The following is a 13590-nucleotide window of genomic DNA, read 5'->3' as shown; positions in this document are numbered from 1 at the left end:
GCTTAAACAACAACCTGCCAGAACAAGGAAGTTCAAATGGCCACTCTTATCGAGCCGTCGATTTCTACCGACTCGTTGAAAAACGATAAAAAACCCGCCGACAGCGTTGTCATCACTGACATGCTGCTTAAAACCAACGAGCATAACGAATCGACGCTGAGCATTGCGCACAGCAAAGCGAACCAACTGAAACATGTGGACACTCTATTTGGCCCATTACAACTTGGGGAAGTGTCGATTACGCGAGTTTCGCTGGACGCTCTGGGCGCAACTATTGACGGTCAACCGCTAAACGGTCAGAACACATTTTTCCGCCGCCCCCGACGTTCACTTATCAACTCATTGCAGTTTAGTGCCGAGAAAATTGAAAGTCTTATAACGACCTCTACCGGGCGAGATGGTTATCTGCTATCGACGCTGTTATTTGAATTGGCCAGCCAACGCCCATTGACCGCCCCTGCTCTGATTCGCGAACCAACGGCAAGCGATGTTGATTTGCACCCTTACCGCGGCAAACTGGCACAACTCCTTGATTCTGCGCAGAAGCTCGATCTAGGTCATGCCCGCATGCCCAGGAATAATTCACGCTGGGCGGCGGCCGCCAAGAGTTACGCGGCCCTGGGCTCGAGTATCGGCATTCAGGGATTCGGTATCTTCATGGGCTTGCGCGGTGTTGTCGATGCCATTAAAACCAACAATACAACGGAAGTTGTAATAAACAGCGCCGGTATCGGAACAGAAGTCGCCTCCATTGCCACTGACGTCGCGGTGAACAAGATCGCCACGCAAATGCTCACCGCGGGACAGAACGCCTACAAGGATTTCGCCAAAACCCGATTCGCCGTCAGGCTCGGTCGCTCCGGTGGACTGATCGGCGGCGTGCTGACCTTGCCCTTCGACATCTTCACCGCAGTCAGGTCGTTGAACGCCGCTGAAAACGCGACGGGCAAGGAAGCCATGGACCATTACGTCAGCGCCGGACTGAGCATCGCGAGCGCGGCCATGACGGTCATACTCGGCGCAGCCGCAATGGCCGGTTTCGCCTTCGCAGGGCCTGTAGGTCTGGCGGCCGGAGCGATCCTGGCGATCGGCTCCCAGGTTTACGGTGCAGTGCGAATCGTCGATGACATCGATGATTACATCGAGCTGAGTGTCGAAGAGCGCTGGCGCTCGGGCTGGTTTTCGTTCTGCATGATGGACGTCGATCAGGATGTCCAGGATCGCTATTCGCAGGCAAAGGCCATGCTGCAGCACACACGGCAAGCGAAGGAAACCGCGAGAAAACTGCTCGATGGTGCGCTGAAGGGCAGTACCGAAGCCATCGTCAACGGCAAAACGCAAGTACACCTTGAGCCGACCGAGGTCTGGACGCGTAACTGGTGGACCAAACAGGACTCGTGGAAAACGGTCAAGGTGCCGGTGATAAAAGGCGCTGACGACACAATTGATGCCCGCGCTGGCGTCACCACGGACACCCCCGGCGCCGAGCTGGGTACCGCCGCCGGGAATAAAGGTGTTCTGTGGCTTATCGGCGATGGCCGGGACTCGATTCAGGGCGTCGAAGCCAAACCCAACGCCTTTCATTACAAATCCGGTAGAAAGGAGCTGACCGGAGGCGATAAGGACGACCGCTTCGTCTTTGACGGCGCTGCGGACCACATCCGTCAGCGCGAGAACGTTGCAGAATATTCGAAGCTCAAGGGCGGTGCGGGAAATGACACGCTGGTGCTGGGCGGCGTCCTGCACAGGCCGGTGAAACCTGACATCGGCTACGACGTGGACCTATCGGCAGGTACGTTGCACACCGTAATGCCGGATGCCGCCGAAGAGGACGGGAAGAAGTACATTTTCCACAGTCTGATTGAAAGTATCGAAAATGTTGAAACTGTAGACTCTGCAGCGAGCACTGTAGTCGGCACCTCTGACCGTAACATCATCAAATCGCGCGGATTCGACACTATCACCGCAGGCGGCGGCAACGACCAGATCTATCTGTTGCACTGCGGTGCCATCGCATCCGGAGAAGCCGGGAGCGATGAATATTTCATCGACCATCAGATTGGTCACTTTTCCATTATCGAGGATGGCCGGCAGCCGAGTCATATTGTCTTGAACTGGGCAAAGGATCTGATAGAAAGCTGGAAGATAAGTAACGGATCATTGGTGATAACTTCAACTTTCGATTATTCGGACAGGCAAAACGTCGTCACAATTCACGGTGTCTACGAGAAAGTGGAAAATAAATACAAGCGCAGCAACAACAACCTTACTTTCCTGACACGGGACGATTTCCATCTAAAACCTGTCTTGCCTGAAATGATCGAGCCCGAGGAACCGGTGGCTATCGATTACTCCATAATCAAGTACGGCAATCCCAGGACGCCAAGCATTCTCTATCAGGAAGAGTGCCGCATCAGTTTGCATGAAAACGAGAGCTACTTCATTCCGCGTTCTCGCCAAAACAACGTTTTCTATTCGACGGAAAAAACCGACACAGTCACCAGAATCTACCTGGATTATGCCAGCGACGAGCTGACGAAAGTCGAGGAAAAGTATACGGCCCGCCAATCGGAAACTGCCAAGGACCTCATGGTGAAGTGCGACCTTGTTTACCACTTTGGAAACAAGACAGTGACATTGTTTCAACTCGCTTTCGCCCGAGGCGGTACGGACCCCATGAATATGGAAAAAATACTGCGGACTATCGCTTACCCGGTACAACAGAAATACGTCATCATTTTCAACGACGGAGTCGCTGCAAACGCCACTATTTCTCAGGAGAACTATTTAGTCCCCGAAATTCAAAACTATGGTTTTCACAAACTTACGACCTGGACCCATGTAGCTCCCCTGCCGTTGAAAATGCGCAGCGGCAAGTACTTCTTCGAGTTACCAGAGAACGAAGCTCACGCTATGAGCTCGCACAACGAATGCGCCGAACTGTTCTCATCGCCCCGCCAGATCGCAATGGAAAGCCTTGAAGGCAATGGTTCCACTTATCTGATCCACTTGGTGGCCGACATGACGATACGCCTTTCGACGCCCGGCGCGCTGGCCAACGCAGAGATCAGGCTGCCTTATTCCTCCCTGTGGGAACTTGACGCGACGAAACTCGGCAAGGTCGATATTTCTCTGGAAAACAGCCAGTTGCGTATCGGCACCTGCGTTATCCATCTACCCGTATATGAAAGCGAGGACTTGATCGATCAGATCCGGGTGATTACCGAACACGGAGTTGTACATACCGTCGACCTGTCTTTCGACCGAGTGTACCTGGACGGCATTGATGGCCGTTTTTTTACCGAGCCTGACGCCTCCAAAGGGTTGCCCGAAGCATTGCTCCTCATGGCAAATGCAGAAATGCGCGGCCGACATATCGTCGCCGCATATGACGGGCAAGCAGTGAATTACAAATTTCCTGCGCACGGCTGGGTGCTGAGCAGAGACAAGTCGCGCATTGAATCATCCGAGCTGCGCGTTCTGAATCAGTGTGTCCATCAATCGCCTTACCTGTTCAAACCACGACCCTTGATCACCGTGCCGCCAGCCTGACCGCAAACCGGTCGACCCTCGCCAACCCAATACGCACCTCTCGCAGCCCCTTTCCCCACGCTGGGGATGAGTGCGCTCACCTCTCGCGTCGGGGCGCTTGATGGCGCCTCGCGCCTTATCTACATGAGTTTTTTGAAATGGCCAACCCGCCCAAGAAAATTGCCACGATCACTGCAACTGATTCGTCCGCCACACCCAAGCCTGCCTCCTCAACTTCAGGTCGCAGCCCAAATATTGGCGGTGACAGCTCACTGCCTCGCACCGATTCAGCCACCCACTTGCAAACACCGCGCACATCCTCCAGCTCGATCGCTCGCCAGCCTGCTGTTGTTCTGAGCGGGATACCGGACAGCGCCCTCGCCTTCCACGACGCCGCTCGAGGTGCGATCGCCTGGCCGCAGGAACGCTGGAACGAGTTGACCGCCATTGCCGAGAACAGCGGGCTTTTTACCGGGCCTGATCAACGCACCTATGCGCAAATCGGTGGCGAAGGCCGATTTGCTGTGGAACAGAATCTGCAGGGCAACTATTACTTACCGTTGAGCTTTGCCCCCGGCATTGCCGGTCCGCTGCTGACGAGGATCGAAGGCCAGGCGAGTTGGCGCATCCAGCGTCCGGACGGGCAATCCGCGTCGGTTCGCGGCATAACGCCAGCTGCATCGCTAAGCCCTTCGTACCTTTCCGCCGCCGACGCCAACACACTGACCAAACCTGAGCTCGCCACCGATGGGCTGCGTTACAACAAGCTCAAGCAGACTTTCGTCACCACGGTAGATGGCACCGTCATGGTCCGTAAAAACACGGCCGGCGAGTATCAGCAAGCCTTCGCGTCGACAAACGACGCGCCGCCGATTTTCTTCGAACAGATTGCCGGCACGGTATTCTGGCGGCGAAAACCTGCTGTCTTCGCATGGACCGAGACCGCGCTCGCCAGCCGTCCTCGACCTACCGAGCCCGACGACGCAATACCCGGCCCGAGCAAGCGGCCACGGCTTGCCGAGCCAGCGCAGACATTGGCTCGCCCGTCTCCTGAACAAAGCGACCAGACGCCTTATTTCTGGTTGCCCTGGGGCCGTTTGAATACGCCTCCCGCCGTGCCATCCGTGCAACTGGGCTGGCTGCACTACCCCATCGTGCCCGTGGGCTCCAATCCGGCACCAAAAGTGTATTTCGTTCTCCATCCGGATTTTTTCCCGACAGACTTCAACTCTTTCGAGCACATGTTACGGACCGCACCGCAGCTGCAACCGGTGGCCACGTTCCGAATCGGCAACGACCCAGGAGAAATTCATCCCGGCAAACGTTTTTTCGAAGCGCCGATTTCGACAACTGTTGGCCAAGCGTTTCCCGATTTTTCCGACCACACTGCCCGGGCCGTCGCCAGACGCCTGTTCGAGCTCGCCGACCACTCTTTGACCATCACTGGTACCGGGTTGGTGAACATCCATACCGCGCTGAATCAATGGAAACAACGACCATTTTCCACCGCGCCGGAATTTGCCGACCCTGTGAGCATGCTGGCCGTGGCCCCCGATATCGAAGTCAGGGGGAAGAGGTTGATTCCCATGCCCTCGCAAGCCGACAGCGAATTGCAGCGGTTGACGTTCGACCCGCAGCGTTTTGCCGTCGAATGGGCTCACTACAAAACCTATCCGACGGAGCTGAATCTGCGGCGCCTGCTCGGCGCATTGCTGGTGCGCAGCGGTTATGAAGTGTTTCCGCTGACATACGAGCATCGGGTGCCGACGCTGGTGTTCAAGCGCGCGAACCATGATCGGGTGTTCTTTCTGAAACTGGGCAGTGTCGATCAGGCTGGCCTGTCTCACACACCGGGCAATGAACTGACAGAACCGAGTCTGCCCGCCAGGATTGGTGCCGAGGCTTTTGCGGCGCTGACCGTCGCTGCCGCGCAACACAAAGTGACGTGGCTGATTGGCGGTGTGCTGAAAGTCGACGGCATTCCGGATTCGGTATTCATTATCCGGGAGCGCTGAAGGCGACGCTGCGGTTGATCAAAAAAAAGCCCGCAGTGTGAGCGGGCGAAAGACCAAAGAAGCTATATGCGCAGTCGCTTCCCGGTGGGGGCAGCTGCTTGGGGGTCAGCTGCCCCGATACGTGGAATAGCTGTAAGGCGAAATCAGCAGGGGCACGTGATAGTGCTCCTGCTCGGCGGAAATGCCGAAACGCAGTACGACGACATCGAGAAACGCCGGCTCGGGCAGTTGTACGCCACGGGCGCGGTAGTAATCGCCGGCATGAAACTGCACCTGATAAACCCCGGTGCGATAATCGTCGCCTTGCAGCAACGGCGCATCGACCCGGCCATCGCTGTTGGTTGTCGCACTGGCGACCAATTCCAGGTGCGATCCTTCAACGCGGTACAGCTCGACCTTGATCGAGCTGCCCGGGCAACCGTGTGCAGCGTCCAAAACGTGTGTTGTCAAACGTCCCATTGATTCTGCGCGCCTGACCGCAACGAACGGTCAGACTTCGCGCCTCCCGAAGTCAGTTGAAAAGGAGACCGCACCGTTTCAGAGCACGAAACGCTGCGGCGAGCGACTGATTAAGACACTTTCCAAAAAAATTGTACACAATAAAAACGACATTTTTCGCCTCACCCCCGCCATCCGGGCGTTTATCGCCAATCAACCAGCAAAGCGCCTGATCATTGAACCTTCTATTCATTAGCTGACTGGTCAGGCAGGTTTCTTGCAGGCTTGAACCATTAGCAGCAAAAGATGACGGCCGGTGAAAAATGCGAAAATTCAGGCTTACAAAATGTAAATAAAGTTGTATACAATCAGCCCATCGCTGTGACGCCAGCCTGCCAGGCCGCCACACCAATCTGTCAACGTACAAGAAGGAAGACTGCAGTGAGCGCTGACTACCCACGCGACCTGATCGGTTACGGCAGTAACCCTCCTCACCCACACTGGCCGGGCAATGCCCGGATCGCCCTGTCCTTCGTGCTCAATTACGAAGAAGGTGGCGAGCGCAACATTCTGCACGGCGACAAGGAATCCGAAGCCTTCCTCTCCGAAATGGTCGCCGCTCAGCCGCTGCAAGGCGCGCGCAACATGAGCATGGAATCGCTTTACGAGTATGGCAGCCGTGCCGGCGTCTGGCGGATTCTGAAGCTGTTCAAGGAATTCGACATTCCGCTGACCATCTTCGCCGTGGCCATGGCCGCCCAGCGTCACCCGGACGTGATCCGTGCGATGGTCGAGGCCGGCCACGAAATCTGCAGCCATGGCTACCGCTGGATCGACTATCAGTACATGGATGAAGCGCAGGAACGCGAGCACATGCTCGAAGCGATCCGCATCCTCACCGAACTGACCGGCGAACGTCCGCTGGGCTGGTACACCGGCCGCACCGGGCCGAACACCCGCCGGCTGGTGATGGAAGAAGGCGGTTTCCTCTACGACTGCGACACCTACGACGACGACCTGCCCTACTGGGAACCGAACAACCCGACCGGCAAACCGCATCTGGTGATCCCCTACACCCTCGACACCAACGACATGCGCTTCACGCAAGTGCAGGGTTTCAACAAGGGTGACGATTTCTTCGAATACCTCAAAGACGCGTTCGACGTGCTTTACGCCGAAGGTGCCGAAGCGCCGAAAATGCTTTCGATCGGTCTGCACTGCCGCCTGATCGGCCGTCCTGGTCGCCTCGCTTCGCTCAAGCGCTTTATCGAATACGCCAAAAGTCATGAACAGGTGTGGTTCAGCCGTCGCGTCGACATCGCGCGTCACTGGCAAGAAACCCACCCGTACCAAGGGACTGCAAAATGAGCCGCTTTCAAACCCTGCAACCGTCGACCCTGAGCCGCGACGCTTTCGTCAAAGCCTTCGCCGACATCTACGAACATTCGCCATGGGTGGCCGAAAAGGCCTACGACCTCGGTGCGGACGCTTCGATCGACGAGATCGAAACCTTGCACCAGCGCATGAGCGATATCCTGTTGAGCGCCGATCATGCCAGCCAACTGGCCCTGATCAACGCTCACCCGGACCTGGCCGGCAAAGCCGCCGTCCAGGGCCAACTCACCGAAGCCAGCACCAATGAACAGGCTGGCGCCGGTATTCACCAATGCACGGCCGAAGAGTTCCAGCGCTTCACCGAGCTGAACGACGCCTACAAAGCCAAGTTCAAGTTTCCCTTCATCATGGCGGTAAAAGGCAGCAACCGGCATCAGATCCTCGCGGCGTTCGAAACGCGCATCAACAATTCGGTGGAAGCCGAGTTCAAATGCGCGCTGGCGGAGATCAACAAGATTGCCCTGTTCCGTTTACTGACTCTTTAGCAAGCCTGGCCCGAGCGTGAATGAACGCGCAAACGCCCAGGGCCCTGCGAGCATCCCCAGCCACTAATTTAAAGGCAGACAAGAAGAATGAAAGCTTACGCCGTACCTTTCGAAAAATACGTCAACCTGGCCGACGCCCGTCTGGGCACCAAGATCATTTCGGTCACCGATGACTGGTTCGCAGACGCCAATCGTCTGTTCCAACCGACCCCGGCCGTATGGAAGGAGGGCGTGTTCGACGACAACGGCAAGTGGATGGACGGCTGGGAGTCGCGCCGCAAGCGCTTCGAAGGTTTCGACAGCGCGGTGATCCGTCTGGGCGTACCGGGCTCGATCAAAGGCGTGGACATCGACACTTCATTCTTCACCGGCAACTACCCGCCATCGGCCTCGCTGGAAGCGTGCTTCCTGGCCTCGGGCGAACCGGATGAAAACACCCAGTGGACCGAAGTGCTGTCGGCCGTCGAGCTGCAGGGCAACAGCCACCACTACCACGAAATCAGCAACGACAAAGCGTTCAGCCACCTGCGCTTCAACATCTACCCGGACGGCGGTGTTGCCCGTCTGCGCGTATACGGCATTCCGTTCCGCGACTGGTCCGCTGTGGGCGACAACGAGCAAGTGGACTTGGCAGCAGCCCTCAACGGTGGCCGCGCCCTCGCCTGCTCCGACGAACACTTCGGCCGCATGAGCAACATCCTCAACCCGGGCCGTGGCATCAACATGGGCGACGGCTGGGAAACCGCGCGTCGTCGCACGCCGGGCAATGACTGGGTGATCGTCGCGCTGGGTCATCCGGGCGAGATCGAAAAGATCGTCGTCGACACCCTGCACTTCAAAGGCAACTACCCGGACACCTGCTCGATCCAGGGCGCGTTCGTGAAAGGCGGCACCGACAGCCAGATCGAAACCCAGTCGCTGTTCTGGCGCGAACTGCTGCCAAGCCAGAAGCTGGAAATGCACGCCGAACACACCTTCGTCGAGCAGATCAAGGCACTCGGCCCGATCACCCACATCCGCCTGAACGTGTTCCCGGATGGTGGCGTGAGTCGCCTGCGTGTACTCGGCAAGGTCGCTAAATAGGGTTGAACCCATTCGCGAGCAGGCTCGCTCCCACAGGGGATAGCATTCCAAAGGTGGGAGCGAGCCTGCTCGCGAAAGCGTCAGAACCAACAAAACAGAATCCGGATAAGAAGAACAGCATGCGCACATTGACGATTGAACCGCTGACCAAAGAAGCCTTCGCCCCTTTCGGTGACGTGATCGAAACCGACGGCAGCGATCACTTCATGATCAACAACGGTTCGACCATGCGCTTCCACAAACTGGCGACGGTCGAAACCGCTCAGCCTGAGGACAACGCGATCATCAGTATTTTCCGCGCCGACGCGCAGGACATGCCGCTGACCGTTTGCATGCTGGAACGCCATCCGCTGGGCAGCCAGGCTTTCATTCCGCTGCTCGGCAACCCCTTTCTGATCGTGGTCGCGCCAGTTGGCGATGCACCTGTATCAGGCTTGGTCCGCGCCTTCGTCACCAACGGCAGGCAGGGCATCAATTACCATCGCGGCGTCTGGCACCACCCGGTGCTGACGATCGAAAAGCGGGATGACTTCCTGGTGGTTGATCGCAGTGGCACAGGCAATAACTGCGATGAGCATTTTTTCAAAGAGGATGAGCGGTTGATCCTCGCCCCCCACCAATAAGAGAAGGTCTGATCACTCGACAACAAGAGTGACAGGCGAGAGGTAAAGACTGTGGAAGCACATCTGTTGGAATGGCTGAACCTGAGCGTGCGCTGGGTTCACATGATCACTGGCGTGGCCTGGATCGGCGCGTCGTTCTACTTCGTCTGGCTGGAGAACAACCTCAACCGCGTCAACCCGAAAACCGGTCTGGCCGGTGATCTGTGGGCGATCCACGGCGGCGGCATCTACCACTTGGAAAAATACAAACTGGCCCCACCGTCCATGCCGGACAATCTGCACTGGTTCAAGTGGGAAGCCTACTTCACCTGGATGTCGGGGATCGCGCTGCTGTGCGTGGTGTTCTACTCCAATCCGGTGCTCTACCTCGTGGCACCCGGCAGTGGCCTCAGCGGTCCTGAAGGCGTGGCCATCGGTATCGGCTCGCTGATCGTCGGCTGGTTCGTCTACGACTTCCTCTGCGATTCGGCCCTGGGCAAGAAACCCGCCCTGCTCGGCTTCATCCTGTTCGTGCTGATCATTGCCGCCGCCTATGGCTTCAGCAAAGTGTTCAGCGGTCGTGGTGCGTACCTGCACGTCGGCGCGATCATCGGCACCATCATGGTCGGCAACGTGTTCCGCATCATCATGCCGGCGCAACGGGCACTGGTTGCTGCGATTGCCGAGAACCGTACGCCGGATCCGGCCCTGCCGGCCAAAGGCTTGCTGCGTTCGCGTCACAACAACTACTTCACCCTGCCAGTGCTGTTCATCATGATCAGCAACCACTTCCCGAGCACTTACGGCAGCCAGTACAACTGGTTGATCCTCGCCGGGATCGCAGTGTTGGCGGTATTGGTGCGTCACTACTTCAACACTCGTCACGACAGCCACAAGTTTGCCTGGACCCTGCCGGTGGCAGCGGTGGGCATGATCTGCCTGGCCTACGTCACTGGCCCGACGCCGATGTCGACTGCACCTGAAGTGGCCAAGGCACCGGCGAAAATCGAGTACCAACCGCTGCCGGAAACGGCACTGGGCGGTGGCGCGAAACCGGCCGAAGCGGCGCAACCTGCGGCACCCGCAGCCCCTGCGGCGGCACCCGCGCAAGCCTCGAATGCCGGCCCCGGTTTCGACAAAGTGCACAACGTGATTCAAGAGCGTTGCACGGTGTGCCACTCGTCCAAGCCGACCAGCCCGTTGTTCAGCGCAGCCCCGGCCGGTGTGATGTTCGACACCCCCGAGCAGATTCGCCAGAACGCGGCGCGCATCCAGGCGCAAGCCATCACCACGCAGATCATGCCACTGGGCAACATCACCCAGATGACCCAGCAGGAACGTGACCTGATCGGTGCATGGATCGCTCAGGGAGCGCAGACCAATTAATCGTTGAAAGCATCGCGAGCAGGCTCACGCCTACAGAGATCCTGTGGGAGCGAGCCTGCTCGCGAATAGCCGCCGCAACGCGGTCTCCCCTGATGCAAAGAAACAGCTGCAAGCAACCCGGCAGCTGTTAATCACAAGAATAAAAAAGATCCGAGGTGTTGCATGTCCGAGCTGTCCAAAGCGCGCATCCCCGACGCACCCGCCATTCAGCGTTTGCCCCTTTTGCAACTGATCCTGGTCGGTCTGCAACATGTTCTGCTGATGTACGGCGGTGCCATCGCGGTGCCGCTGATCATCGGACAGGCCGCTGGCCTGAGTCGTGAAGAAATCGCCTTCCTGATCAACGCCGACCTGCTCGTCGCCGGCATCGCCACTATCGTGCAGTCGCTCGGCATCGGCCCGATGGGTATTCGCATGCCGGTGATGATGGGTGCCAGTTTCGCTGCGGTCGGCAGCATGGTGGCCATGGCCGGCATGCCCGGCATCGGTCTGCAAGGGATCTTTGGTGCGACGATCGCTGCCGGTTTCTTCGGCATGCTGATCGCGCCGTTCATGTCCAAGGTCGTGCGTTTCTTCCCGCCGCTGGTGACCGGCACGGTCATCACCTCGATCGGTTTATCGCTGTTCCCCGTGGCCGTGAACTGGGCCGGTGGCGGGGTCGACGCCGCGCAATTCGGTTCGCCGATTTATCTGGCCATCGCTGCGCTGGTGCTGGCGACCATTCTGTTGGTTCATCGCTTCATGCGCGGATTCTGGGTCAATATTTCGGTACTGATCGGCATGTGCCTGGGCTATGTATTGTGCGGCGTGATCGGCATGGTCGACCTCAGCGGCATGGCCAGCGCACCGTGGATTCAGTTCGTCACCCCGCTGCATTTCGGCATGCCGAAATTCGAGCTGGCACCGATTCTGTCGATGTGTCTGGTAGTGGTGATCATCTTCGTCGAGTCCACCGGGATGTTCCTCGCGCTGGGCAAGATCACCGGCCAGGAAGTCTGCCCGCGCATGCTCCGTCGTGGCTTGTTGTGCGATGCCGGCGCGTCGTTTTTCGCCGGTTTCTTCAACACCTTCACCCACTCCTCGTTCGCGCAGAACATCGGCCTGGTGCAGATGACCGGCGTGCGCTGCCGTTCGGTGACCATCGTTGCCGGCGGTCTGCTGATCGTCCTCAGCCTGTTGCCGAAAGCGGCATTTCTGGTGGCATCGATTCCACCGGCGGTGCTGGGCGGTGCGGCGATTGCGATGTTCGGCATGGTCGCCGCGACGGGTATCAAGATCCTCCAAGAGGCGGACATCGGTGACCGCCGCAATCAGCTGCTGGTCGCGGTGAGCATCGGTATGGGCCTGATCCCGGTGGTACGTCCGGAATTCTTCGCCCACCTGCCGCTGTGGATGAGCCCGATTACCCACAGCGGCATCGCCATGGCCACCCTCAGCGCGCTGACGCTGAACCTGCTGTTCAACATCCTCGGCGGCAAGGAGCGTGCGGCGATCAATGATTGCCATGCGCACTGATTGAAACCACCACACCACCTGTGGGAGCGAGCCTGCTCGCGAAAGCGCTGTGTCATTCAACATTGATGGCGACTGACACAACCGCTTCGCGAGCAGGCTCGCTCCCACAGGACTACGCAACTGCTTGTGCCTCAAACAATAAAAACAACAGGGAGCAACAGATGATCCGCACGCAAAGCAACGTTCTGTTGAGTGGCGGCCTGCTGGCCGCGAGTCAGGCCATGGCCGGCGATCTGCTGCTGTGGCAGAGCAACAGCCTCAGCTATCTGTACGGCAAGAACTTCGCGATCAACCCGTCCTATCAGCAGACGGTCACCTTCGAGCACGCCGACAAGTGGAAGTACGGCGACAACTTTCTGTTCGTCGACAAGATCTTTTACAACGGCAAGGAGGACCCGAACAAAGGTCCGCACACCTTCTACGGCGAGTTCACCCCGCGTCTGTCCTTCGGCAAGATCCTCGACCGCAAGATCGAGTTCGGCCCGATCAAGGATGTGCTGCTGGCGATGACCTACGAGTACGGCGAAGGCGAAAGCGAGGCCTACCTGATCGGTCCCGGCTTCGATCTGAAAGTGCCCGGCTTCAACTACGTCACCCTGAACATTTTCCGCCGCCAGACCGAAGGCCCGCGGCCCGGCGATGGTGTCTGGCAAATCACCCCCGCATGGTCCTACAGCTTTCCGCTGGGCAATTCCGATGTGCTGATCGACGGCTACCTCGACTGGGTCGTCGACAATGACGAAAACTCGCGCGGTACCTACCACGCCAACCTGCACATCAATCCGCAGATCAAATATGACCTCGGCAAAGCCATGGGCTGGAGCCAGAAACAGGTATACGTCGGCACCGAGTACAGCTACTGGAAGAACAAATACGGCATCGAAAACAGCTACGCGTTCGATACCAACCAGAACACCGCCAGCCTGCTGCTGAAGGTGCACTTCTGAGATGGCCCGCAACCGTGCGCCATGCCTGTCGTCGGTGCTCTGTTGCGGGGCACTTGAGCGCCGGCCGAGGAGTCAGTATTCTCCGCGGCCTTCCGAATTCGCTCTAAAAAAAAGCCTGAATTCAATTTCTGACCGAAAAGCCAACTTATCCCGGCTACGGTCAGTCCTGAGGCATCCCGAAAACACGCTCGTC

At 58.0% G+C, this 13590-nt stretch carries 10 protein-coding genes; 9 read left to right on the top strand and 1 reads right to left on the bottom strand.

The features are described from left to right. The first annotated feature begins 36 nt into the window (after positions 1-36). Complete coding sequence (locus HU724_RS09265) at positions 37-3552, top strand: calcium-binding protein (RefSeq protein ID WP_186565841.1); 3516 nt, start codon at positions 37-39, stop codon at positions 3550-3552. Between the two features lie 137 nt (positions 3553-3689). Then, complete coding sequence (locus tag HU724_RS09260) at positions 3690-5546, top strand: hypothetical protein (RefSeq protein WP_186565843.1); 1857 nt, start codon at positions 3690-3692, stop codon at positions 5544-5546. Between the two features lie 105 nt (positions 5547-5651). Here the strand turns inward: HU724_RS09260 and uraH are convergent, their stop codons facing one another. After that, positions 5652-6005, bottom strand: coding sequence for a hydroxyisourate hydrolase (gene uraH, locus HU724_RS09255; protein WP_041479332.1), 354 nt, complete (start codon positions 6003-6005; stop codon positions 5652-5654). Positions 6006-6425: 420 nt separating this feature from the next. On the opposite strand from uraH, the gene puuE reads away from it, so the two are divergent. The 7 genes from puuE to HU724_RS09220 all read left to right on the top strand — a co-directional run bounded on the left by puuE (position 6426) and on the right by HU724_RS09220 (position 13397). Then, positions 6426-7352 carry an allantoinase PuuE gene (gene puuE, locus HU724_RS09250; protein ID WP_024012213.1) on the top strand — a complete coding sequence of 309 codons (927 nt, stop codon included), beginning with the start codon at positions 6426-6428 and terminating at the stop codon, positions 7350-7352. Continuing rightward, positions 7349-7864 carry a 2-oxo-4-hydroxy-4-carboxy-5-ureidoimidazoline decarboxylase gene (uraD, locus tag HU724_RS09245; protein ID WP_016773760.1) on the top strand — a complete coding sequence of 172 codons (516 nt, stop codon included), beginning with the start codon at positions 7349-7351 and terminating at the stop codon, positions 7862-7864. Before puuE ends, uraD begins: the two co-directional genes overlap by 4 nt. An 87-nt stretch (positions 7865-7951) precedes the next feature. Next, positions 7952-8947, top strand: coding sequence for an allantoicase (alc, locus tag HU724_RS09240; protein WP_016773759.1), 996 nt, complete (start codon positions 7952-7954; stop codon positions 8945-8947). A gap of 119 nt (positions 8948-9066) precedes the next feature. Next, positions 9067-9570 (top strand): ureidoglycolate lyase, encoded by a 504-nt coding sequence (locus tag HU724_RS09235; protein WP_093103207.1) that lies wholly within the window; start codon positions 9067-9069, stop codon positions 9568-9570. Positions 9571-9621: 51 nt separating this feature from the next. Beyond that, a complete protein-coding gene (locus HU724_RS09230; RefSeq protein ID WP_016773757.1) occupies positions 9622-10935 on the top strand; it encodes a urate hydroxylase PuuD in 1314 nt (437 codons plus the stop codon). Positions 10936-11097: 162 nt separating this feature from the next. After that, complete coding sequence (locus HU724_RS09225; RefSeq protein ID WP_039763799.1) at positions 11098-12450, top strand: nucleobase:cation symporter-2 family protein; 1353 nt, start codon at positions 11098-11100, stop codon at positions 12448-12450. A gap of 161 nt (positions 12451-12611) precedes the next feature. Then, the gene (locus HU724_RS09220; protein WP_186565845.1) at positions 12612-13397 is read left to right on the top strand and encodes an outer membrane protein OmpK; all 786 of its coding nucleotides are present in this window, start codon (positions 12612-12614) and stop codon (positions 13395-13397) included. Positions 13398-13590 lie beyond the last annotated feature (193 nt).

This window comes from Pseudomonas iranensis, from assembly GCF_014268585.2.
In the GTDB taxonomy this organism is placed as follows: Bacteria; Pseudomonadota; Gammaproteobacteria; order Pseudomonadales; family Pseudomonadaceae; genus Aquipseudomonas; species Aquipseudomonas iranensis.
This window is presented reverse-complemented; position numbering and strand designations above follow the sequence as displayed.

Coding starts and splice junctions, on each gene's coding strand:
- HU724_RS09265 (WP_186565841.1), top strand. CDS start 37: ATGGCCACTCTTATCGAGCCGTCGATTTCTACCGACTCGTTGAAAAAC.
- HU724_RS09260 (WP_186565843.1), top strand. CDS start 3,690: ATGGCCAACCCGCCCAAGAAAATTGCCACGATCACTGCAACTGATTCG.
- uraH (WP_041479332.1), bottom strand. CDS start 6,005: ATGGGACGTTTGACAACACACGTTTTGGACGCTGCACACGGTTGCCCG.
- uraD (WP_016773760.1), top strand. CDS start 7,349: ATGAGCCGCTTTCAAACCCTGCAACCGTCGACCCTGAGCCGCGACGCT.
- alc (WP_016773759.1), top strand. CDS start 7,952: ATGAAAGCTTACGCCGTACCTTTCGAAAAATACGTCAACCTGGCCGAC.
- HU724_RS09235 (WP_093103207.1), top strand. CDS start 9,067: ATGCGCACATTGACGATTGAACCGCTGACCAAAGAAGCCTTCGCCCCT.
- HU724_RS09225 (WP_039763799.1), top strand. CDS start 11,098: ATGTCCGAGCTGTCCAAAGCGCGCATCCCCGACGCACCCGCCATTCAG.
- HU724_RS09220 (WP_186565845.1), top strand. CDS start 12,612: ATGATCCGCACGCAAAGCAACGTTCTGTTGAGTGGCGGCCTGCTGGCC.